Source organism: Pseudomonas sp. R19M, assembly GCF_050312585.1.
Classification (GTDB): Bacteria; Pseudomonadota; Gammaproteobacteria; order Pseudomonadales; family Pseudomonadaceae; genus Aquipseudomonas; species Aquipseudomonas palleroniana.
On the sequence record NZ_JBNPJV010000092.1, the window covers coordinates 498,886 to 520,328 of the forward strand.

Below are 21,443 nucleotides of genomic sequence, written 5' to 3' on the forward strand. Positions count from 1 at the left end.
ACGCTACGCCTAGGGTTCGGCATTCGTAACTAAATACTTTCTGATCAGGTGTAACACGATCTGTCCGTGCATCCCTCCGTCGAAACTTTTTCCCGAGCCGGCCAGTCACCAGAAGACCGGCACTTCTCAAGGAATCGCACTTATGCCACGAGCAATCTGGAAAGGCGCCATCAGTTTCGGACTGGTCCACATCCCTGTCTCCCTGGTCTCGGCGACGTCTTCACAAGGCGTCGATTTTGATTGGCTGGACAAACGCAGCATGGACCCGGTGGGTTACAAACGCATCAACAAGACCACCGGCAAGGAGGTCACCAAAGAGAACATCGTCAAGGGAGTGGCCTATGAAAAGGGTCGCTACGTGGTGCTCAGCGAAGAAGAAATCCGCTCAGCTCACCCCAAGTCGACCCAGACCATCGAAATCATCGCCTTTGTCGCCAGCGACCAGATCCCCCTGCAAAACATTGACACGCCCTACTTCCTGGCCCCCGACAAACGCGGCGGCAAAGTCTATGCGCTGCTGCGCGAAACCCTGAAGAAAACCGGCAAGGTCGCCCTGGCCAATGTCGTGCTGCACACCAAGCAGCACCTGGCGGCGCTGATGCCACTGGAATCGGCCCTGGTGCTGGTCATGCTGCGTTGGCCCGCCGAAGTGCGCAGCCTGGACGAACTGGAATTGCCCAGCGACGTCACCAAGCCCAGCCTGGCCAAGGGCGAGCTGGAGATGGCCAAGCGCTTGGTGGAGGACATGACCGCCGACTGGCAACCGGATGATTATCGCGACAGCTTCCAGGACAAAATCATGGCGCTGGTCGCGAAGAAGGCCAAGGCCGGCAAGATCGAAGACGTGGAATCCAGCGAAGGCAGCGAGGAACGTAAGACCGCCGACGTGATTGACCTCACGGAATTGCTCAAACGCAGCCTGGCCGGTAAACCGGCGAAAAAAGCCGCCCCCAAAAAACCGCGCAAAGCTTCCTGAACCGACCAAAGGAGCCCTTGCCATGCCCAAGCCCCTGAGCGAATACAACCGTAAACGCGACTTCGAGATCACCGCAGAACCCTCCGGCAGTGCGCCAGGCAACACGCGAGAGGCAGGCGCCCTGTCGTTTGTCATCCAGAAGCACGCCGCACGCAACCTGCACTATGACTTTCGCCTGGAGTTGGACGGCGTACTCATAAGCTGGGCTGTGCCCAAAGGCCCCAGCCTGGACCCGAGCCAGAAACGCCTGGCGGTGCATGTCGAAGACCATCCGCTGAGCTACGGGACCTTCGAAGGCAGTATCCCGGCCGGTCAATACGGTGCCGGCGATGTGATCGTCTGGGACCGGGGCATCTGGCAGCCCCACGATGACCCGCACAAAGCCTATCGCGCCGGCAGGCTGAAATTCACCCTGATCGGTGAAAAGCTCTCCGGCGACTGGGCCTTGGTGCGTACCCGCCTCCAGGGCAGTGGCACCAAGGAACAATGGCTGCTGATCAAGGAAAAGGACCCGCAGGCACGCCCGGCCACCGACTACGATATCGTCGAGGCCGAACCGAACAGCGTTATCAGCAACGCTTCGGTGGGTAAACACACAGCGCGAACCCAGCCTTCTCACGCGCCTGTCGCCGTCCCGGCACAACGCTCCGCGCAAAAGCGCGCCCCGCGTAGTCAGCTGAACATCACCCATGCCGACCGCGTCATAGACCCGCAGAGCGGCACGCAAAAGCAGCAATTGGCGCAGTTCTATGCACAGATCAGTGATTGGATCCTGCCGTTCCTGCGGCACCGGCCGGTGTCGCTGCTCAGGGCGCCAGAAGGCATTGAGGGCGAACAGTTCTTCCAGAAGCACTCAGAGCGCCTGGCCATTCCACATATCAAGCACCTGGAACCTGCGCTGGACCCAGGCCATGCGCGCCTGATGGAGATCCGCACCACCGACGCGCTGATCGGCGCCGTGCAGATGGGCACGATCGAACTGCACACCTGGGGCGCCACCACGGACAAGATCGAAACACCGGACCAATTCGTACTCGACCTTGACCCGGACCCGGCGCTGCCTTGGAAAAACATGCTGGAGGCGGCGCAACTGACGCTGTCGGTACTCGATGAGCTGGGGCTCGACGCATTCGTCAAGACCAGCGGCGGCAAAGGTTTGCACCTGATCGTGCCATTGGCACGCAGGGACGGCTGGGACACCGTCAAAGCGTTCGCCAAGGCCATCGCACAGTTCATGACCCGGTCACTGCCTGAACGCTTCACGGCCACCAGCGGCCCGAAAAACCGGGTCGGCAAGATCTTTGTCGATTACCTGCGCAACGCCCGTGGCGCCAGTACCGTTGCCGCCTATTCAGCCCGCGCACGACCTGGCCTGCCCGTGTCGGTGCCGATCAGTCGGGATGAATTGAAGGGATTGCAAGGCGCCCAGCAGTGGACGGTGGCGAACCTGCAGGAACGCCTGCAAGGTTTGAAGAACGACCCATGGGCCGGTTATGCCAACCGGCAGCGGATCAGCAAAAAGATGTGGGACAGGCTGGGCGCGCAACCACCGCAGTGATTCGCGCCGCCGCCAGGTTTCAGATGAGAATGAAGATCAGCGCCAAACCTGCAAAAATTGCCCACTTTTCCAGGTAGTAACGCGCACGATTGCGCTTTTTAAGCTCTTTGCCACGTAGGCGAATCTTGTACAGGCGGGTAAAGGCACGGTTCAAGCCACCGGTCTTGTCGCCGTCGTCATTGGGCGAACCTGCAGCGGCCATCACATTGCGGCTGAACCAACGGTTGAACGCGGCCGCCCAGCGATACTTCATCGGGCGCTCGATATCACAGAACAGAATGATGCGGTTCTGCTGCGTAGCGTTTTCCGCGTAGTGAATGTAAGTCTCGTCAAACATGACTGGCTCGCCATCGCGCCAGTAATAGCTTTCACCGTCCACATTGATGTAGCACGCTGGATCGTTGGGTGTATCCAGGCCCAAGTGGTAGCGGTAGGAACCCGCGTAGGGGTCGCGGTGACGCACCAGCTTGGACCCCGGTGGCAGCTCGGCGAACATGGCGGCCTTGATCGAGCCGATGCTCTGCACCAACTCCGTGGTACGCGGGCACAGCTTCATCGCCGATGGGTGACTGTCGCCGTACCACTTGAGGTAGAAGCGCTTCCAACCCGACTTGAAGAACGAGTTGAAACCCACGTCGTTGTATTGATCCGAGCGTTTGATCGCCCCTGCCTGCATCAGGTTCTGACCTTCCTTGCGGATCTCCTCCCAATGCTCCTGCAAAGGGCTCAGGTCCGGAAAGTCACTGGCTGACAGAAAAGGACGGCTTGGCTGCTTGGAGAACAGATAAAGAAAGCAGTTGATCGGCGCCAGGAACGTCGAGTGATCGCTGAGTTGGCGGCCCAGCTTGTGCCGCACCCGGCCACGCAGGTGGACATACGCAATAGAGGCAACGTAGAGAAGAACAATGATGAGTTTCAAGGGATTCGTCACAAGTCAGGGAGAGAACAGGCTGCTCCTGTGGCCCATATCAGCCAAGGATGAAAAGGCAGCACCTGAAATCACAATTCACGTACAAGTGGCACACGGCACGCAAGCTCCTGCGACGTGTGACCATTGGCCGGTATTTAGCCACAGTTTGTAACCAAAGGTTAACTAAGAATTGTGAAAAGCTGTCGACTGAATGTGCTGGAGAATTTGTGGGCAGGCGCTCGCGCCCGCCCACGGGCGCAGGTCTTTTACGTCAAGGGTTGATCGTCTTTGCGTTCGCGGCGGGAAAAACTGCTGTCTTCCAATGCTGCGTAGGCTATGGCGCCTTGACGGCTGAGCATGAGGTAGCGGATCAGCGCAATCACCAACCCTAGCAACAGGCCACCCACCAGGCTAAACGCAATGACCAAGGCTTTTTTGGGCTTGACCGGTGCCAATGGCTCCTGGGCGCGGCGGTCGACCGTGACCAACTTGAGGTTGCTCATATCGATGTTAAGACCTCGCAAACGCGCAACTTCAGCGCGTAGCGGCTCGACGTCCTTCAGGAAAATATCTTCATTCCCACGCTTTTTCAGGATCTCGACTTCCCGGTTGGACTCGAGCATCTGAAGTTCCTTGCCGATTTCCGCAATACGAGGGTTGGTGAAATCATCACTGGTTCGCTGCTGCAATGCGGAGCGCTCTGCTTCCAGGGCTTCGGTACCCATGAAATACAGCGGGATCTTCTGATTGTTGACCTCGGTACGCATGACCTGACTCGAACCGCCACGCGAGTCATCGGCCATGGAGGATGGCGTGGTCGGTGTCTTGATCCCCATGGACTTGGCAATGGAGATGGCCTCGGCCAGTTCGGCCAGGCGATTGGTGCGCTCCATCTTCAACTGCAGACGCAAGGCACCTAGCTCATCCTGCAATTGCGCACGCTTGAGTCGATCAGCCTCAAGCAGCTTGGCGATCTTGGATTCCTTTTCGGTATCGTAGTTGGCGCGGGCTGCGTCGATCTTGCCCTTGAGTTCAGTCAAACGGTTATTAACAATGACCTTGAGGTCTGCGCCGACTTGCTCACGTTCGGCTGCGATGGCGTAATCGACGAAGCCGTTGAGAATGCTCACACCGTCAACATCCGTCGGGTACTGCAACTCCAGGCGAATATAGTTGCTCAGCGAGTCTGCTTTCTTTGGGTCCGGCAGGATCAGGTTGACAGAGTTGCGGTTGAAATCCTCAAAGCTCTGTTCCAGGGTTTGCCCAGGCTTCTTGAAAGCCTTGAACAGCTCTTCATGCTCCTTGAAAAAACCCAGGCGGGCTTCGTACGAATCCAACTGAGACCCGACTTTCAATAGAGCATCGGCGGGCGGGAGTTTGTAGACCTCAGAGCGGTTCAAGGCGTCCAATTCGTTGATGGCCGCAGGCCTGAGCACACTGCTGACTTCATAAGTCTTCGGCGCCAGGAAGGCATAACCCGCTCCCAAGACACCCACCAGAAGCGTACAACCCACGATCAGCTTTTTTTGCCGCCAAATACCCTGGAACAATTCAAATAGATCGATTTCATCGGAAGCGACAGCGGGCGGAAGCTGGGAAGTACGATTCAAAATAAGAACACCTCAAAATTGACACTAAAATGCCATCACTCTTCAAAGCCCTATGACTTTAAAAATCAGGGACAACGCCCTGGCACTACAGACTGATGGCAATGTGACCACTGAGTCTGATGAAAGATCCTACGAAGCTGGCGTTTATTTCTGTCTTATATAAGCAAACATCAACTACAACATTCATGTAGGGTCAATGCACTTGGAAGCGTAGCCAATACAACATGAAAAAGCTGTCAAATCGCTGTCTTCTAAAGAAAAATTCCCACACGTCGTCTGGATTATCGTTTTTCATCCGATATAACTGGCTCTTCCACGCGCAGAAAAGGAATTTGCATGCCCTCCCATCCCCACTCCGACTATCAGGCCCTCCAAGGTGCCTGGGAACAGACCGCCCTTGAAGACAGCGGCGTGCTCAACCCAGCCGACGCCCACAGTGCGCCAGGTGCCATTACCACTATTACAGGGGACAGCTTCCAAGTGACGACGGTCGATGGCGATGTCCTGCTGGCCGGCCGGTTTTCCCTGGACGCCAGCACTCACCCCAAAAGCATTACCTGGGTGGACTCCATCGGCGAGGATGCGGGCAAGCAGCTACCCGCCAGCTACCGGCTCGACGGCGATCATTTCGTCTTTATCGCGGCTGATGAAGGCATGCCCAGGCCGACGGTGTTCAGCACCGGCCCGGGGCAAACCATGCGAACGTTTGTGCGGCGCGGTTGAATGGGCGTACATCCGAATGCTCGACAGCTTTTTCACATAGCCTTCACTTCCCAAGCGATACGTTGACGCTTACCTACTCCAGTGAATCCCTTGGCCCGCCTCGCGCGGGCTTTTTTTTGCCTTCGGCAAGCCGGCTCAGGCGGGACGCCGGGTCGCGGTCAGGGTGAAGCACAGCGGCAATTGCGCACGTTGATTCTCGTATTGATCGTACAGCTCTTCACGATTGGAGTGCGGGTACTCCTGCAAATGGCCTATCTGCAGCTGCGCCGCAATCGCGCCGCTCACCACGCTTCCCAATGTGTGCACAAACCAGTACGACGTCGGCCCCTCAAGGGCGCCTCGCCCCTCATAAACGATGGATTCCTGCAATACAAAGGGATCGCGCTGGAAATACGAACTGGCCGGCAACATTGGGTTGGCGGCCGCGGGATCGAATACTTCAAGGAACGGATGGGTTTCATACATCACCAGAACACCGCCTGGCTTGAGTACACTCGCAGCATGGCGCATGAACAGCGCCACATCCGGCATCCAGCCCAATACACCGATGGTCACCAGCGCTACATCGAACTGCCCCATCAGCGCTTCAGGCAAATGGTGGATGTCGCTCTCAATGAACTGCGGACAGTGGGGCGAAACATCGGCCAGTTCCCGGGCCTGCTGGAGAAACTTACGGGATTGATCGACCCCCACCACCGAACGAGCACCCAGGCCAAATAACGACAGGCACTCGCGGCCATTGTTACAGCAAAGCTGCACCACGTCCTTGCCGGCAACGCCGACCTCTTGCAGCAGCTGGGTAATCGTTGGGTCAAGGCAGGAAAAGTCGGCGCGAGCAACCGCTGCCAGCGTCGCCTTCCAGGTGGCGGTGTCTTTATGCAGCCGGGCGGATTCATCCCAGGCTTGCCTATTGCTCTTGATAGCCTGCTCGGCCGATGGCATATCCATTGCGTCTCCAGAAGTCAGTGCGGCGAGGTTCGGAAAGTAAGCCAGTTTCATGTCAGATAAAACCCCTGGACATGCCGAACTAATCTCGATGGCTACAGGTCATTAGCCCAATGAGTGCTCAACCCCTGCGCACTGCCGCTGAAGAATTCATCGTGGCTCATCACACCGACCTGCGTACCACCCTCTCTCTGGACAGCCTGAACTTCTTCCTGGCAGACGTGCGTGATGGGCTTGGGCCGTATCTGGCGATCTATCTGTTAGCGGTGCATAAATGGGACCCGGCCAGTATCGGTATCGTCATGACCCTGGCGGGTATCGCCGCTCTGATCACCCAAGGCCCGGCGGGTGCGCTGGTTGACCGCACGCATAGCAAACGCGCGGTGATTGCGATCGCCGCCATCCTCGTGACCGCGAGTTGCCTGATATTGCCTTTTGTCAGCTCGTTCGGCTGGGTGGCGCTGACTCAGGCGGCCAGCGCGGTGGCGGCCTCCGTATTCGCCCCGGCGATTTCCGCGATTTCCCTGGGGATTACCGGGCCACGCGCCTTTACCCGTCGCACCGGGCGCAACGAAACGTTCAACCATGCCGGCAATGCCGTGGCGGCCATGCTGGCGGGCGGCCTGGCCTACCTGTTCGGCCCTGTCGTGGTGTTCTACCTGATGGCTTTTATGGCGATAGCCAGCCTGGTGGCCGTGAGTTGCGTATCACCCACGGCGATCGATCACGAAGTGGCCCGGGGTTTCGACCCAGCCCACGCGCAGGACCACGAAGCGCCATCCGGCTGGAAAGTATTACTGGCCAACCGTCCGCTGTTGCTGTTCGCCGTTTGCTGCGCGCTGTTTCACTTGGCCAATGCCGCCATGCTGCCACTCGTCAGCCAGAAGCTGGCCCAGATCAACCTGCAAATGGCGACGCCCCTGACCTCGGCCTGTATCGTCGCCGCACAGTTGGTGATGGTGCCAATGGCCTGGCTGGTGGGCCTGAAAGCCGATGTGTGGGGCCGCAAGCCGTTACTGCTGGCGGGGTTCCTGATCCTGCCGTTGCGCGGTGTGCTGTACACACTGTCCAACGATCCCTATTGGCTGGTGGCGGTACAAATGCTCGACGGCATCGGCGCAGGTATTTTCGGTGCGCTGTTCCCGGTGATCGTCAAAGACCTGACCCAAGGCACCGGGCGCTTCAACGTCAGCCTGGGCGCACTGTCCACGGTATTCGGCCTGGGCGCGGCGTTAAGCAGCAGCCTTGCCGGCTTCGTGGTCCAGCAGGCCGGCTACAATGCTGCGTTCCTGACCCTGGCGTTTGTCGCGGCAGCAGCGCTGGTACTGCTCTGGCTGGCGATGCCGGAGACCCTGGCAAAACCATCTTTCGAGTGCCATACAACTGTCGCCTGACATATGCGACAATGCGCGCCAAATTCCAACACACATCCCCCATTTTCTGCTCAGCGACCGGGTTTCGCGCCTTGATGTCGCTGTTGATGCATGCCTGAAGGCTCCTGCCGCAATGCTTGCAACTCATTGATAGGTAAAGTAATTGATCTCCACAGCTAACATCACCATGCAGTTCGGCGCCAAGCCGCTCTTCGAGAACGTCTCGGTCAAATTCGGCGCCGGCAACCGTTATGGTTTGATCGGTGCCAACGGTTGCGGCAAGTCGACCTTCATGAAAATCCTCGGCGGCGACCTCGATCCGTCCGGTGGCCAGGTCATGCTGGAACCGAACGTACGCCTGGGCAAGCTGCGCCAGGACCAGTTCGCCTATGAAGAATTCACCGTGCTCGACACCGTGATCATGGGCCACGAGGAACTGTGGAAGGTCAAGGCCGAACGTGACCGCATCTACTCGCTGCCGGAAATGAGCGAAGAAGACGGCATGGCCGTGGCCGAGCTGGAAACCGAATTCGCCGAGATGGACGGCTACACCGCCGAATCCCGCGCCGGTGAACTGCTGCTGGGCCTGGGGATTCCCCTGGAACAGCACTTCGGCCCGATGAGCGAAGTATCGCCAGGCTGGAAACTGCGGGTGTTGCTGGCCCAGGCGCTGTTCTCCGATCCGGAAGTGCTGCTGCTCGACGAACCGACCAACCACCTGGACATCAACACCATCCGCTGGCTGGAGAACATCCTGACCCAGCGCTCCAGCCTGATGATCATCATCTCTCACGACCGTCACTTCCTGAACAGCGTGTGCACGCACATGGCTGACCTGGACTACGGCGAGCTGCGCCTGTTCCCGGGCAACTACGACGAGTACATGACGGTGGCCACCCAGTCCCGCGAGCAGCTGCTGTCGGATAACGCCAAGAAGAAGGCGCAGATCTCCGAACTGCAATCTTTCGTCAGCCGCTTCTCGGCCAACGCCTCGAAAGCCAAGCAGGCCACGTCCCGCGCCAAGGCGATCGACAAGATCCAACTGGCCGAGGTCAAGCCTTCGAGCCGTGTGAGCCCGTTCATTCGTTTCGAGCAAAACAAAAAGCTGCACCGCCAGGCGGTCATCGTCGAAAACATGGCCAAAGGCTTCGACGGCAAGCCGCTGTTCAAGGACTTCAGCTTCCAGGTTGAAGCGGGCGAGCGCGTCGCGATCATCGGACCGAACGGTATCGGCAAGACCACCCTGCTGCGTACCCTGGTCAACGAACTGACGCCGGATGCCGGCAGCATCAAGTGGACCGACGCAGCGGAACTGGGCTACTACGCCCAGGACCATGCCCATGATTTCGAAGACGACGTCACGCTGTTCGACTGGATGGGCCAGTGGACTCAGGGCGAGCAAATGATCCGTGGCACCTTGGGCCGCATGCTGTTCTCCAACGACGAGATCCAGAAGTCGGTGAAGGTGATTTCCGGTGGTGAGCAAGGTCGCATGCTGTTCGGCAAGCTGATCCTGCAAAAGCCGAACGTGTTGATCATGGACGAACCGACCAACCACCTGGACATGGAATCCATCGAAGCGCTGAACCTGGCGCTGGAAAACTACCCGGGCACGCTGATCTTCGTCAGCCACGACCGTGAATTCGTATCGTCCCTGGCCACCCGCATCATCGAGTTGAGCGCCACTGGCGTCATCGACTTCAGCGGCACCTATGACGACTACCTGCGCAGCCAGGGCGTGGTGTTTTAACCCGCGTAGCGAGCGGGCTTGCCCCGCGCTGGGTGGCGAAGCCGCCCCATCTGGGACGCCTCGGTCTTTCAGGAGGACCGAGGTGTCTGGATTTAGGGCGGCTGCGCCACCCAGCGCGGGGCAAGCCCGCTCACTACAACAGGCGCCGTATTCTTTCAGACAGAATGCGGCGTTTTTTTATTGGGATGAGCCCGCTCACCGCAGGGCTGAAGAATAGATAGGGTGCTTTCTTTTGTCCCGGGCCCTTGCCATGATGCATTCACCGCCCGCCCGCGAACGAGTGCCCATGTCCGACGCCGCCCCTTCCTCCCTGTCGATCACCTTGCAGATCGTCTCCATCGTCTTCTACACCTTTATCGCGTTTATCTGCATCGGCCTGCCGATCGCGGTGATCCCTGGCTATGTGCATGAACAACTGGGCTTCAGCGCAGTCGTCGCCGGTATCACCATCGGCTCGCAGTACCTGGCCACCCTGCTCAGTCGCCCCATGGCTGGGCGTATGTCGGATAACGTGGGCACCAAACGCGCCATTGTGCTGGGGCTGGCCGGCATTTTCGTCAGTGGCGTGTTGACGCTTGTTGCCACATGGGTGCAGAGCATGCCCGCCCTGAGCCTGGGCATTCTGATCGCCGGCCGACTGTTGCTGGGCGTGGCCCAAGGTCTGATCGGCGTGGGCACCATCAGCTGGTGCATGGGGGCAGTAGGCGCCGAGCATACGGCCCGTTCGATTTCCTGGAACGGGATCGCGTCCTATGGCGCAATTGCTATCGGTGCGCCGTTGGGCGTGGTGATGGTGGCCGATTATGGCTATGCCAGCCTGGGCGTCGCCTTGTCGGTGCTGGCGGCGCTGGGGCTTTGGCTGATTCGCAATAAACCTTCAGTGCCTGTGGTGCGCGGCGAGCGATTACCGTTCTGGGCGGTGTTCGGTCGTATCGCACCGTTTGGCGCGAGCCTGTGCCTGGCATCGATCGGCTACGGCACGCTCACCACCTTTATCACCCTGTACTACCTCAACCGTGGCTGGGCGGGCGCGGCCTACTGTCTCACCGTGTTTGGCGTGTGCTTTATCCTGTCGCGCCTGGTGTTTATCTCCGCCATCAGCCGCTTCGGCGGCTTTCGGGCGGCCATCGCCTGCATGACCATCGAGACACTGGGGCTGACACTGCTGTGGCTGGCGCCGTCCACCGGTGTCGCCTTGATTGGCGCAGGGCTGACCGGTTTCGGTTTGTCGCTGGTGTACCCGGCGCTGGGCGTGGAAGCCATCAAGCAAGTGCCCAACAGCAGCCGTGGCGCAGGCTTGAGCGCGTATGCGGTATTTTTTGACCTGGCCCTGGCGATTGCCGGCCCGCTGATGGGGGCCGTAGCGCTGAATCTTGGCTACGGCTGGATCTTCTTCTGCGCCGCGCTGCTATCGATCACGGCATTGGCCGTGACCTTGCAGCTCAAGCGCCGCGCCTACTGATCGGCGGTCTGCAAACCGGCGCGGGTCGCCTGGCCAAGGGTGTTCGTGAAAAAGCGCCCCGCCTCGGAAATCAGGTTGCGGTGAATCCCTTCGCGGTCGACGCCATCCGCATCGGTGCAGACGGCCGGCATCGCCATCTGTTGATCGCTGTCGCACGGCGCCATGAAGACGAAGTGCCCTGCCCCGGCCAATAGTTTGAAATCCGGTGGTTGCGGCAGTTTGCGCGCCAGGGCGGCAGCATTCTTGTCCACGGCCACCAGTTTGTCGCCATCGCCGCTATAGAGCAGCACCGGCACATGCACGTCCGCCAGCGTGTGGCGGCCAAACATCAGGCTCAGCGGGGCCATCAGCATTAACGCATGGATACGCGGGTCGGCTTGCGGTTGCAGGTCGTCACGGTCCACCACCAGCTCTCCTTTGGTGGTGCAGGCATCACGGTCCTCCGGACGCTCCTGGCAATAGCGACGCAGGCGATCGAAGTCGGGCTTGGCACCGGCGAGGATCAACGCCGTCTCGCCCCCGGCCGAGTAACCGATGACACCCACCTGATCGACATTGACGAACGGCGACAGCATCGGTTCATTCAAGGTCGCCGTAATCGCCGCAGAAATCTGGATAGGCCGGCCATACAAATTGCTCACGGTGCCCAGCCGGCTGTGATCCTTGTAGTTGTCGCCGGGATGCAGCACCGCCACCACCACAAAACCTTTGCGCGCCAGAGACGTGGCGAGGTCATGCAGGGCCAGCGGTGTACCGGTATTGCCATGGGACAGCATCAGCATCGGGAAACGGCCGATGGCGACCCGCGCGTCCTCAGTGGCGGCAACGTCATACGGCCCCAACCGAGTGATATGTTCAACGCCCAGGGCTGGGCCGCTGGAGGGATAGAACGCGATAGCCTTCATCGGCTGCGAATCCAGCGGGTCGAGAAACGTCATGCGATGAAAGCCCACACTCCAATGCGGGTGCGGTGCAGGCGCGGCGTGCACTGAAACCAGGCCGCCGAGCAGAGAAAGAACCAAAACAGCACAAAGACGCATCATGGGGATGTCCACCTTTGCTGCATGAGAACCGACATGTCGAATTAAAAGTCCAGGTGATAAACCCACGAATGCATAACCTGGGCCAAATTAGTGACATCGGCAAAACGAAAAAACTCCGTACTCCATCGTTTTCGCACGATCAGAGTACAGAGTTTAGGCGCCCGGATTCAGATTGAAACCGAGCAAGCGGCAAATTTACACAAGCCTTACGCGGCGGCGAACAATTGTTCGTTGATGACTACGTTGGCGTCGTTCAGGGACTTGGTCCGGAACTCGTCACCGTAGGCCAGGCCGTGGGCGCGAACGAATTCAATGTCAGTGATGCCCAGGAAGCCCAGCAGCACTTTCAGATAGTCTTCGTGAGCAACACCCGTGGCCTGGCCGACATGCAGGCCGCCCGAGGTGGACACGATGATGACTTTCTTGTTGCCGCACAGGCCTTCAGGGCCGGCTTCGGCGTAGCGGAAAGTCTGGCCGGCCACCGCGATACGGTCGATCCAGGCTTTCAACTGGGTCGGAATAGTGAAGTTGTACATCGGCGCCGCCAGGACAATGGCATCGGCTGCCAGGAACTCGGCCAGGGTGGAAGCGCTGAGGTCGGCTTCCTGCTTTTGTGCGGCACTGCGCTGATCGTCAGGTGTGCCCAGTGCACCCAGGGTGGCGCCGGAAAAATGGTTGATCCCTTCGCTGGCCAGGTCACGGTAAGTCACTTCCACACCGGGTTCAGCCGCTTGCCAGGCCTTGACCACGGCAGCACTGAGCTGACGGGAGGCCGAGTTGTCGCCGAGGATGCTGGAATCGATATGCAACAGTTTCATGCGGAATCTCCAAGTGAGGATCGCGGTGGGGCGACCAAGTGAGGTTAATCCTACACATGAAGCCAATACTCGATTAGATGGTACAAATGCGATTGTTCGTCCTATTAATGGGACGATACGTAAATTGAAGCCGAGGTGGGCGCCGGCAATGCATAGGTGCGCTTCATCCATTGGATCTCTTCCTGGGGCGTGCGCCCGAAGAAGCGCTTGAACTCACGACTGAATTGCGAGGCGCTTTCGTAGCCGACCTGGGCGCAGGCCGTGGCGGCGGTGATGTCGCTGCGCAGCATCAACAACCGCGCCTGGTGCAGGCGTGTGGACTTGAGGTACTGCATCGGCGACGTGTCGGTCACGGTGCGAAAGTGCGCGTGAAAACTCGGCACGCTCATCATCGCCTCTTGCGCCAGCGCCGCCACGTCCAGGTGCTGGTGATAACCCCCATGGATCTTGCGGATCGCCCGCGCCACCTTGCCGAACTGGCCCTGACGATTGAGCGCCGCACGCATCGAACCGCCCTGCTCGCCGGTGAGGATCCGGTAGTAGATCTCGCGCATCAGCATGGGGCCGAGGATTTTCGCGTCCATCGGCGCGCTCATCGCTTCGAGAAAACGCAGTAATGAATCGCTGAGCGGGTCATCCATGGGCGATGAGTACATGCCCCGGGGCTCGGCCTCCAGCAGTGCGGGAAAGTCCGCCAACGCCAGCATCAATTGCGCCGCCAGGGTGAAGTCCAGCCTCAGGTACACCGCCAGCATCGGTTCCTCTTCACTGGCCTCGGTTTCCATGGTGAACGGCACCGGCACCGAGACCACCAGATAGTGCTGGGCGTCATACCGGTAAATCTCACTGCCCAGATAACCGCGCTTGGAGCCCTGGCAAACGATCACGATGCCGGGGTCATACAGCACCGGCACCCGATGCAGCGGCCGATTGGAACGCAGGAAGCGCACGTCATCCAGCACGCTGAGGTTATAGCCTTCGACAGGCGCCAGGCGGCCCATCAGCTCGATGATTTTCTGTGTACGGCCCATGGGCTGAGGCTCCTGGGGGAAAACCGCACGGTACTGCGCAAACGGCAGCTTGGCTACACGCTCATAGGAATAGGCAATCAGCACATTGGAATGGATATTCGCCCAACGCACTCCCTTGCGTAGCCTGAAACAGCCCTTTCAGCCCTCGGAGATTGCCCCATGCTCATCGTCTACAACCCTGCCACCGCAGAAGAAATCGGTCGCGTCGCCACGCATTCCACGGACGAAGTCAAGGCTGCGCTCGACCGCGTCTGCGCGGCCTTCCCCGCCTGGTCAGACAGGCTTGCCAGCGAACGCAGCGATATCCTGCGCCGTTGGCATGACAGCGTTAAAGCCGACAAAGAAGCCTTCGCTGAACTGCTGTGTCGCGAAAACGGCAAATGCCTGAGCGAAGCCCGTGGTGAAATCGACTACGGCCTGGGCTTTATCGAGTGGTATGCCGAAGAAGCCAAACGCGTCTACGGCGACACCCTGCCCACCCACGATCGCAACGCCCAGGTGGTGGTGACCAAGGAAGCCGTCGGCCCGGTCGCCGCCATTACCCCGTGGAACTTCCCGTTCATGATGATCACCCGCAAGGTGGCCACGGCCCTGGCCGCCGGCTGCACCATGGTGATCAAGCCCGCCGAAGACACCCCGCTGACGGCGCTGAAACTGCTGGAGTACGCGCGCAAGGCCGGTATCCCTGAAGGCGTGCTGGAAGTGGTGGTCGGCGATCCCAAGGCCATCGGCCTGATCCTCACCGGCGACCCGCGCATTCGCAAGATCTCGTTCACCGGCTCTACCGCGGTCGGCAAACTGCTCGCCGCGCAATGCGCCGCGACGGTCAAGAAGATGACCCTGGAACTGGGCGGCAACGCGCCGTTTATCGTGTTCGAAGACGCCAATCTGGATGAGGCGGTCAAAGGCTTGGTCAGCGCCAAACTGCGCAACTGCGGCCAGGTGTGTATTTCGCCGAACCGGATTTTTGTGCAACGCAGCATCCTGCAAGCGTTCTTGCAGCGGGTACAGGCAGCGGTGGCCGATATCGAAGTGGATCAGGGCCTGCGCGAGGGGTTTGTGGTCGGGCCGCTGGTCAACCAGGCGGGGTTCGACAAAGTGGCGCACCTGGTGGAGCAGGCCAAGGCCGCCGGCGCCGAAGTACTGATGGGTGGCAAGCCCCACGCCAAGGGCGGCCTGTTCTACGAACCCACGATCTTGACGGGGTTGCAGGATGATTCACCGCTGGCCACCGAGGAAATTTTCGGTCCGGTCTTCGCCATCTATGCGTTCGAGGATGAAGAGGAAGCCATCAGGCGCGCCAACCAGACCGAATTCGGCCTGGTGGCATACGCCTACACCCGCGCATTGGGTCGCTCATTACGACTATCAAGCGGGCTTGAGGCCGGCATGGTCATCTTGAACTCCGGTTCGGTGGGCACCGCGTCGGTGCCATTTGGCGGCATCAAGCAATCCGGTTACGGGCGCGAAGGCAGCTATTACGGGATCGAGGAGTATGTGCATGTGAAGTATGTGCTGATGGCGGGCGCACATTTTTAGTGGATTTGCCTGCACCAGACGCGGATAGTTCGTCCCACTGACAGGACAACAGGTTGATCATGCAAGACCTCAACGACCTTTACTATTTCGCCAAAGTCGTCGAATCCGGCGGTTTCGCGGCGGCAGGCCGTGTGCTGGGGATTCCCAAATCACGCCTGTCGCGGCGCATCGCCGAGCTGGAAGAACGCCTGGGCGCCCGCCTGCTGCAGCGCACCACCCGGCAACTGACCCTCACTGCCGTGGGGGAGCGCTACCTGCGCCATTGCCAGGCCATGCTCCTCGAAGCGGAAATGGCCGATGAGGCCGTGGCCAGCATGTCCAGCGAACCCCGTGGCCGCCTGCGCGTCAGTTGCCCGGTGGGCATGGCCCAGCACATGCTGCCGGACATGGTCGCCGGATTTCTCGCCGCCCACCCACTGGTACAACTGGAAATGACCCTGGTCAATCGCCGTGTCGACCTGGTGGCTGAAGGTATCGACGTAGCCCTGCGCGTGCGCGAACACGGCGATGAAGACCCGCTGCTGGTCACCAAGCGCCTGCGCCAGGCCCAGACGGTGCTGGTGGCCAGCCCGGCGTTTATCCAGGGCAGGCAGATCAACACCCTTGAAGACCTCAAGCAACTGCCGATACTGGGCGCCCTCGAGGCGGACCGCATGGTGCATCAGCGCATTCTCGACCCACAAGGGCAGCCCCACGAGCTGGTGATGGAAGCCCGATTGGGCATCGACGACTTCGTTGTGCGCAAGGCCAGTGCCATCATGGGCCTGGGTTTTACCGTATTGCCGATGATGTATTGCGAGGAGGAGCTGGCCAGCGGCCGCCTGGTGCAACTGCTGCCCGAGTGGTCGCTGCCGGGGGGCTGGTTGCAGGCGGTGTACCCGCATCGGCGTGGCGTACTGCCGGCCATTCGGGCCTGGATTGATTACCTCGAAGAAGGCTTCAGAGGTTGCGGAGATCGACTGCTATGAAGATGAACGAAGAACAAGTCGCGACGTTTTGCCTGGGCCTGCCCGGAGCACGAGAAGACTATAAATGGGGTGGCGTGCGGGTGTTCTCGATCGCCGGCAACAAGATGTTCGCCGTGCAAAACCTGCGGGGTGCGTCGCTGGCCTTCAAGGTCGACAAGGAATTGTTCCTGGGCCATGTCGATCGCCCGGGTATCCACCCGGCGCCGTACCTGGCGCGCGCGCAGTGGATCATCATGGACACGCCCTACCCGCTGGGCGCTGATGAACTGCGTGGCTTGTTGCAGCGTTCTCACCAACTGGTGGTCAGCAAACTGCCCAAGCGCACGCAGGTCGGGCTGCGGCTAGAGGACTGACAACAAGGTACCGCCCAGGAACAGCTGGTCCAGCCAGAACACCTGGTGCAACAGCACGATCACCCAGAACAGCACCTGATAGGACACTTTGCGGGTCTTGTGGCGAAACACCTGCTGGGCGATCAACGCGCCCGGCCAACCGCCTGCCAGCTCGACAGCGTGCAGGATGTTTTCCGGGATGCGGCGCGCATCGGTTTGCGCCTTGCGCTTGTCGCTCCAGTACAGGAAAAACGCCACCACGCTGACCACCCCATAGGCGAACAGCGGGATCAGGGTCTCGCCGCGATACCCCAGCAGCGCCGCTCCCAACAACGGCGCGGCGCACAGCAGTGCAAAGATCGCCGCCTTCAAGCGTGGGTGCTGCAGGCTCATGGCTTGACCGCGGACCAGTCGATCCAACCGAACTGCCAGGTCGCCAGGATCACCAGGCCGAACGCGATCCGGTACCAGGCAAAAGCCGCATAGCTGTGGCTGGCGATGAACTTGAGCAACGCCTTGACCGCGATCATCGCGAAGATGAACGAGGTGACGAAACCAATCGCGAATACCGGCAGGTCATCCGGCTGGAACAGGTGACGGTACTTGTAGCCCGAATACACCGCCGCACCGACCATGGTCGGCATGGCCAGGAAGAACGAGAACTCGGTGGCGGTCTTGCGCGACAAACCGAACAACAGGCCGCCGATGATGGTCGCACCGGAACGCGACGTGCCCGGGATCATCGCCAGGCATTGGGCCAGGCCCACCTTGAGCGCTTCCTTCCAGGTGATGTCATCCACACTGTGCGCATGCACGGCATGCTGGCGACGTTCGGCCCACAACATGATCACGCCGCCGATCACCAGCGCGGTGGCCACGGTGATCGGGTTGAACAGGTAGTGCTTGATCAGGTCGGCGAAAATCACCCCCAACACCACGGCCGGCAGCACGGCGATCATCAGGTTGACGGTAAAGCGCTGGGCATTGCGCTGCGTCGGCAAACCGATCACCAAGTCCAGGATCTTGCGCCGGAACTCCCACACCACCGCCAGGATCGCGCCCAACTGAATGATGATGTTGAACGCTTCAAAACGCTCGCCACCAAAACCGATCAGGTCGGCTACGATAATCTGGTGACCGGTGCTGGAGATCGGCAGGAACTCCGTCAGCCCCTCCACCACGCCCAGTATCAATGCCTGTATGGCGGTCCAAAAATCCATATTTCCCCCAAAGGTCATGCGCGAGGCACACCCCGTTGTTTTTTCCAGTGATTCAATGATGTTGAGTGAGCTTGCGGCCAGGCGTTGGATCATCCACGCCGGGCTGCAAAAATTGCGTGAAAAATCAGGCAGTACTCAGGTTTTCCGATTACGGGCCGAAAGCCTATCAGACACGCCGGAAATGGCGAAGCAGCGCTACAACTATAAAAAGCATGGAGTGACAGGACGATGAACAGTTTGCGCAACATGTCGATCAGCCGCCGCCTCTGGCTGATCCTGATAGTCGCCGTGCTGATGCTGCTGACCTTGGGCCTGCTGATGCTCAAGCAGATCCATGGCGATCTCTACCAGGCCAAGCGCCAACAGACCGAGCATGTGGTCCAGACCGCCAGCGGCGTACTGGCGTATTACCAGAATCTTGAAAAAACCGGCGTGCTGACCCGCGAAGCGGCGCAGCAGCAAGCCCTGAGCGCGGTGCGCGGGTTGCGTTATGACCACGATGATTATTTCTGGATCAACGACCTCACGCCCGTGATGATCATGCACCCGGCCAACCCCAAGCTGGATGGCCAGAACCTGTCGGCGATTCGCGACCCGGACGGGTTTGCGGTGTTCAACGAGTTCGTGAGCCTGGCCAAGGCCAAGGGTGCGGGTATCGTCAGTTATCGCTGGCCGAAGCCCGGCGCCGAAGCCCCGGTGGAGAAAACCTCGTATATCCAACTGTTCGAGCCGTGGGGCTGGATCATTGGCTCCGGCGTCTACGTGGATGACGTCCAAGCCGAATTCAAGGTGCAGGTGTGGAAAGCCTCGTTCATCTGCTTGGCGATCGCCCTGGTGATGGCGCTGCTGGTGCTGCTGATCGCCCGCAGCATCGTGAACCCGTTGCAACAGGCCGTGAACGCCATGGCCAATATCGCCAGTGGCGAAAGCGACCTGACCCGCAGCCTCGACACCCACGGGCGCGACGAAGTCACCCAACTGTCCCAGCACTTCAATGCCTTCACGCGAAAACTGAGCCAGGTGGTCGGCCAGCTGCAAGCGTGCGCCAATGCCCTGGGCCAGTCGTCCATAGAGCTTGGCACCAATGCCAGCCAGGCCCATGACCGCAGCCAGCAACAGTCGCAGCAGATGGAACTGGTGGCGACCGCCATCAACGAAGTCACCTATGGCGTACAGGATGTGGCGAAAAACGCCGAGCACGCCGCCAGCGAAATGCGCGACGCGCAGGCGCAGGCACAACAGGGCCAGGTGAATATCGACGGCAGCCTGCAACAGATCGACCAACTCTCCGGCACCATCGGCCAGGCCGTCGAAGTGATCCGCACGCTGTCCAGCGAAAGCACGCAGATCGGTAGCGTGCTCGAGGTGATCCGCTCCATCGCCGACCAGACCAACCTGCTGGCACTCAACGCGGCCATTGAAGCCGCGCGTGCCGGCGAGCAAGGCCGAGGCTTTGCGGTGGTGGCCGATGAAGTCCGCCTGCTGGCCCAGCGTACGCAGAAATCCACCGCTGAGATCCAGGTCATGATCGAGCGTCTGCAAGGCCATTCGGAAGCGGCGGTCAAGGTTATCAGCGACAGCCACAGCGCCTCGCAACTGACGATTGAACAAGCCGGCCAGGCCGGGGCAAGCCTCACGGCGATCGGCCAGGCGCTGCACAACCTCAACGGGCTGAACGCTTCAATCGCCAGCGCTACCCTGCAGCAGGCGCATGTCGTGGAAGACATCAACCAGAACGTCACCGAGGCGGCCGGCTTGTCCCACAGCACCGCATTGGCGGCGCAACAGTCCAGCGCGGCCAGCGAACATTTGCGCGCCTTGAGCGAACAACTCGACGGCCTGCTGCGCCAGTTCAAGGTCTAGCTCGTTTCAACCTGTGGGAGGGGGCTTGCTCCCGATGGCGGTGGGTCAGCTGAAAAGCAGTGACCGGTGAACCGCTATTGGGAGCAAGCCCCCCACATTGGTCGGTGTTCATTTTGACGTTACAATCCCCGCCCTCTTCGACTCTCCCAAGGAACCGCCATGTCCGGGCTTGAATTGTTCGCTGCCGCCCTGGGGGTGATCGCTGTCTGGCTGACGGTCAAGCAAAACCCCTGGTGCTGGCCCATCGGCTTGGTGATGGTGCTGCTCTACACCTGGGTATTCTTCGATGTGAAGCTCTATTCCGACATGCTGCTGCAGGTGGTCTACGCCGCCCTGCAACTCTACGGCTGGTGGCAATGGACCCGCGCCGGCGAGGTCAAGCAAGGCCGCCAGGTGACCAGCCTGGGCTGGCCCGCGATCATGACCAGCCTGGCGGTCGGTGCGCTGTTCAGCCTGTTGCTGGGCGCCGCCATGGCCCACTGGACCGACGCCGCCCAACCCTGGCTCGACGCGGCCCTCACCGGCTTCAGCCTGGTGGCGCAAATGTGGATGGCACAGAAACGCGTACAATGCTGGCCCTTGTGGATCGCCGTGGACGTGATCTTTGTCGGCCTGTTCCTCTACAAAGGCCTGTACCTCACCGCCGCGCTTTATGCGCTGTTCACCGTGATCGCCGTGCAAGGCTGGCGTGAATGGCGCGCCGACCCGGCGTTGCACGCATGAAGGTGGTGGTATTGGCAGGCCCCGAATCCAGTGGCAAAAGCTGGCTGGCCGCCGAGCTGCAAGCCCATTTTGGCGGGCTGATGGTGGGCGAATATGTGCGCGACTTCATCGACCATCACCAGCGCGACACGACCCTGGCCGATATTCCCGCCATTGCCCGCGGCCAACTGGCCTGGGAAGACGACGCCCGCGCCCGACAGCCCGACTTGCTGATCCTCGACACCCATTTGCTGACCAACCGGTTGTGGAGCCAGACCCTGTTCGGCGACTACCCGGCATGGCTCGACACTGAGCTGCTGGCCCGGCACTACGACTTGCACCTGCTGCTCTCGCCCGAGCATGTGGAATGGACCGCCGACGGGCAACGCTGCCAACCCGAGCTGGCGGATCGACGGGCATTTTTCCAGGACAGCCTGGCGTGGATGCAAGCGCATCAACAGCCCTTCGTCGTCATCCAGGGAAATTGGCAAGAACGCCGACTCGCCGCATTCAAAGCCGTCAAACAGCTCTTGTAGTGAGCGGGCTTGCCCCGCGCTGGGTGGCGCAGCCGCCCCAATCCAGGCACCGCAGTCTTCCTGAAAAACCGAGGCGTCCTGTGG

At 60.2% G+C, this 21,443-nt stretch carries 20 protein-coding genes; 12 read left to right on the forward strand and 8 right to left on the reverse strand.

Annotated features, from left to right (window positions below; all coding sequences use genetic code 11):
* Window positions 1-142 precede the first annotated feature (142 nt).
* Together ACQRBT_RS23475 and ligD are read left to right on the forward strand one after the other, a co-directional pair.
* A complete protein-coding gene (locus ACQRBT_RS23475; protein ID WP_244383581.1) occupies window positions 143-976 on the forward strand; it encodes a Ku protein in 834 nt (277 codons plus the stop codon).
* Between the two features lie 22 nt (window positions 977-998).
* Window positions 999-2,534, forward strand: coding sequence for a DNA ligase D (gene ligD / locus ACQRBT_RS23480; protein WP_244698723.1), 1,536 nt, complete (start codon window positions 999-1,001; stop codon window positions 2,532-2,534).
* Window positions 2,535-2,553: 19 nt separating this feature from the next.
* Here ligD and lpxO read toward each other — a convergent pair whose 3' ends face one another.
* Window positions 2,554-3,453 carry a lipid A hydroxylase LpxO gene (lpxO, locus tag ACQRBT_RS23485; protein WP_060752807.1) on the reverse strand — a complete coding sequence of 300 codons (900 nt, stop codon included), beginning with the start codon at window positions 3,451-3,453 and terminating at the stop codon, window positions 2,554-2,556.
* 257 nt (window positions 3,454-3,710) lie between these two features.
* Window positions 3,711-5,054, reverse strand: a complete 1,344-nt coding sequence (locus tag ACQRBT_RS23490) for a Wzz/FepE/Etk N-terminal domain-containing protein (RefSeq protein WP_244383583.1) — start codon at window positions 5,052-5,054, stop codon at window positions 3,711-3,713.
* Between the two features lie 336 nt (window positions 5,055-5,390).
* On the opposite strand from ACQRBT_RS23490, the gene ACQRBT_RS23495 reads away from it, so the two are divergent.
* Window positions 5,391-5,777 (forward strand): TIGR03067 domain-containing protein, encoded by a 387-nt coding sequence (locus tag ACQRBT_RS23495; RefSeq protein WP_104993543.1) that lies wholly within the window; start codon window positions 5,391-5,393, stop codon window positions 5,775-5,777.
* A gap of 135 nt (window positions 5,778-5,912) precedes the next feature.
* Here the strand turns inward: ACQRBT_RS23495 and ACQRBT_RS23500 are convergent, their stop codons facing one another.
* Window positions 5,913-6,725 (reverse strand): class I SAM-dependent methyltransferase, encoded by an 813-nt coding sequence (locus ACQRBT_RS23500; protein ID WP_412045964.1) that lies wholly within the window; start codon window positions 6,723-6,725, stop codon window positions 5,913-5,915.
* A gap of 152 nt (window positions 6,726-6,877) precedes the next feature.
* Here ACQRBT_RS23500 and ACQRBT_RS23505 point away from each other — a divergent pair, with 152 nt between their 5' ends.
* From ACQRBT_RS23505 to ACQRBT_RS23515, 3 genes are all read left to right on the forward strand, one after another.
* Window positions 6,878-8,116, forward strand: a complete 1,239-nt coding sequence (locus ACQRBT_RS23505; RefSeq protein ID WP_104996121.1) for an MFS transporter — start codon at window positions 6,878-6,880, stop codon at window positions 8,114-8,116.
* A 142-nt stretch (window positions 8,117-8,258) separates the two neighbouring features.
* Window positions 8,259-9,845, forward strand: coding sequence for an ABC-F family ATPase (locus ACQRBT_RS23510; RefSeq protein WP_081086944.1), 1,587 nt, complete (start codon window positions 8,259-8,261; stop codon window positions 9,843-9,845).
* Window positions 9,846-10,131: 286 nt separating this feature from the next.
* On the forward strand, window positions 10,132-11,307 hold the full coding sequence (locus ACQRBT_RS23515; RefSeq protein WP_090371270.1) for an MFS transporter: 1,176 nt from the start codon (window positions 10,132-10,134) through the stop codon (window positions 11,305-11,307).
* Here the strand turns inward: ACQRBT_RS23515 and ACQRBT_RS23520 are convergent.
* From ACQRBT_RS23520 to ACQRBT_RS23530, 3 genes are all read right to left on the reverse strand, one after another.
* Window positions 11,301-12,350: an alpha/beta hydrolase family protein gene (locus ACQRBT_RS23520; protein ID WP_090371272.1), complete on the reverse strand. Its 1,050-nt coding sequence runs from the start codon at window positions 12,348-12,350 to the stop codon at window positions 11,301-11,303. The two genes, ACQRBT_RS23515 and ACQRBT_RS23520, sit on opposite strands and share 7 nt — an antisense overlap.
* A 206-nt stretch (window positions 12,351-12,556) precedes the next feature.
* Window positions 12,557-13,168 (reverse strand): FMN-dependent NADH-azoreductase, encoded by a 612-nt coding sequence (locus ACQRBT_RS23525; RefSeq protein ID WP_412045963.1) that lies wholly within the window; start codon window positions 13,166-13,168, stop codon window positions 12,557-12,559.
* A 104-nt stretch (window positions 13,169-13,272) separates the two neighbouring features.
* Window positions 13,273-14,199, reverse strand: coding sequence for an AraC family transcriptional regulator (locus tag ACQRBT_RS23530; protein ID WP_412045962.1), 927 nt, complete (start codon window positions 14,197-14,199; stop codon window positions 13,273-13,275).
* Window positions 14,200-14,358: 159 nt separating this feature from the next.
* Here ACQRBT_RS23530 and ACQRBT_RS23535 point away from each other — a divergent pair, with 159 nt between their 5' ends.
* The 3 genes from ACQRBT_RS23535 to ACQRBT_RS23545 are packed head-to-tail and all read left to right on the forward strand — an operon-like array spanning window position 14,359 to window position 17,059.
* The gene (locus tag ACQRBT_RS23535; RefSeq protein ID WP_412045961.1) at window positions 14,359-15,738 is read left to right on the forward strand and encodes an NAD-dependent succinate-semialdehyde dehydrogenase; all 1,380 of its coding nucleotides are present in this window, start codon (window positions 14,359-14,361) and stop codon (window positions 15,736-15,738) included.
* 59 nt (window positions 15,739-15,797) lie between these two features.
* Complete coding sequence (locus ACQRBT_RS23540; protein ID WP_060752900.1) at window positions 15,798-16,706, forward strand: LysR substrate-binding domain-containing protein; 909 nt, start codon at window positions 15,798-15,800, stop codon at window positions 16,704-16,706.
* The gene (locus ACQRBT_RS23545; protein WP_060752797.1) at window positions 16,703-17,059 is read left to right on the forward strand and encodes an MmcQ/YjbR family DNA-binding protein; all 357 of its coding nucleotides are present in this window, start codon (window positions 16,703-16,705) and stop codon (window positions 17,057-17,059) included. Before ACQRBT_RS23540 ends, ACQRBT_RS23545 begins: the two co-directional genes overlap by 4 nt.
* Here ACQRBT_RS23545 and ACQRBT_RS23550 read toward each other — a convergent pair.
* Both ACQRBT_RS23550 and ACQRBT_RS23555 read right to left on the reverse strand, forming a co-directional pair.
* Window positions 17,048-17,431: a DUF1294 domain-containing protein gene (locus tag ACQRBT_RS23550; protein WP_412045960.1), complete on the reverse strand. Its 384-nt coding sequence runs from the start codon at window positions 17,429-17,431 to the stop codon at window positions 17,048-17,050. The two genes, ACQRBT_RS23545 and ACQRBT_RS23550, sit on opposite strands and share 12 nt — an antisense overlap.
* Window positions 17,428-18,258: an undecaprenyl-diphosphate phosphatase gene (locus tag ACQRBT_RS23555; RefSeq protein WP_412045959.1), complete on the reverse strand. Its 831-nt coding sequence runs from the start codon at window positions 18,256-18,258 to the stop codon at window positions 17,428-17,430. The genes ACQRBT_RS23550 and ACQRBT_RS23555 overlap by 4 nt, the downstream gene beginning before the upstream one ends.
* Window positions 18,259-18,486: 228 nt before the next feature.
* Between ACQRBT_RS23555 and ACQRBT_RS23560 the strand changes: the two genes are divergently transcribed.
* The 3 genes from ACQRBT_RS23560 to ACQRBT_RS23570 all read left to right on the forward strand — a co-directional run bounded on the left by ACQRBT_RS23560 (window position 18,487) and on the right by ACQRBT_RS23570 (window position 21,359).
* Complete coding sequence (locus tag ACQRBT_RS23560) at window positions 18,487-20,121, forward strand: methyl-accepting chemotaxis protein (protein WP_060752794.1); 1,635 nt, start codon at window positions 18,487-18,489, stop codon at window positions 20,119-20,121.
* A 159-nt stretch (window positions 20,122-20,280) separates the two neighbouring features.
* A complete protein-coding gene (gene pnuC / locus ACQRBT_RS23565; RefSeq protein ID WP_060752793.1) occupies window positions 20,281-20,844 on the forward strand; it encodes a nicotinamide riboside transporter PnuC in 564 nt (187 codons plus the stop codon).
* Complete coding sequence (locus tag ACQRBT_RS23570; protein ID WP_412046147.1) at window positions 20,841-21,359, forward strand: AAA family ATPase; 519 nt, start codon at window positions 20,841-20,843, stop codon at window positions 21,357-21,359. The genes pnuC and ACQRBT_RS23570 overlap by 4 nt, the downstream gene beginning before the upstream one ends.
* Window positions 21,360-21,443: the final 84 nt, after the last annotated feature.

Excerpts from the sequence above, each read along its gene's own strand:
- ACQRBT_RS23495 (WP_104993543.1), top strand. The coding sequence starts at position 5,391 with ATGCCCTCCCATCCCCACTCCGACTATCAGGCCCTCCAAGGTGCCTGG.
- ACQRBT_RS23520 (WP_090371272.1), bottom strand. The coding sequence starts at position 12,350 with ATGATGCGTCTTTGTGCTGTTTTGGTTCTTTCTCTGCTCGGCGGCCTG.
- ACQRBT_RS23525 (WP_412045963.1), bottom strand. The coding sequence starts at position 13,168 with ATGAAACTGTTGCATATCGATTCCAGCATCCTCGGCGACAACTCGGCC.
- ACQRBT_RS23540 (WP_060752900.1), top strand. The coding sequence starts at position 15,798 with ATGCAAGACCTCAACGACCTTTACTATTTCGCCAAAGTCGTCGAATCC.
- ACQRBT_RS23555 (WP_412045959.1), bottom strand. The coding sequence starts at position 18,258 with ATGGATTTTTGGACCGCCATACAGGCATTGATACTGGGCGTGGTGGAG.
- ligD (WP_244698723.1), top strand. The coding sequence starts at position 999 with ATGCCCAAGCCCCTGAGCGAATACAACCGTAAACGCGACTTCGAGATC.
- ACQRBT_RS23545 (WP_060752797.1), top strand. The coding sequence starts at position 16,703 with ATGAAGATGAACGAAGAACAAGTCGCGACGTTTTGCCTGGGCCTGCCC.
- ACQRBT_RS23530 (WP_412045962.1), bottom strand. The coding sequence starts at position 14,199 with ATGGGCCGTACACAGAAAATCATCGAGCTGATGGGCCGCCTGGCGCCT.
- ACQRBT_RS23475 (WP_244383581.1), top strand. The coding sequence starts at position 143 with ATGCCACGAGCAATCTGGAAAGGCGCCATCAGTTTCGGACTGGTCCAC.
- ACQRBT_RS23560 (WP_060752794.1), top strand. The coding sequence starts at position 18,487 with ATGAACAGTTTGCGCAACATGTCGATCAGCCGCCGCCTCTGGCTGATC.
- ACQRBT_RS23515 (WP_090371270.1), top strand. The coding sequence starts at position 10,132 with ATGTCCGACGCCGCCCCTTCCTCCCTGTCGATCACCTTGCAGATCGTC.
- ACQRBT_RS23550 (WP_412045960.1), bottom strand. The coding sequence starts at position 17,431 with ATGAGCCTGCAGCACCCACGCTTGAAGGCGGCGATCTTTGCACTGCTG.
- pnuC (WP_060752793.1), top strand. The coding sequence starts at position 20,281 with ATGTCCGGGCTTGAATTGTTCGCTGCCGCCCTGGGGGTGATCGCTGTC.
- ACQRBT_RS23500 (WP_412045964.1), bottom strand. The coding sequence starts at position 6,725 with ATGGATATGCCATCGGCCGAGCAGGCTATCAAGAGCAATAGGCAAGCC.
- ACQRBT_RS23535 (WP_412045961.1), top strand. The coding sequence starts at position 14,359 with ATGCTCATCGTCTACAACCCTGCCACCGCAGAAGAAATCGGTCGCGTC.
- ACQRBT_RS23570 (WP_412046147.1), top strand. The coding sequence starts at position 20,841 with ATGAAGGTGGTGGTATTGGCAGGCCCCGAATCCAGTGGCAAAAGCTGG.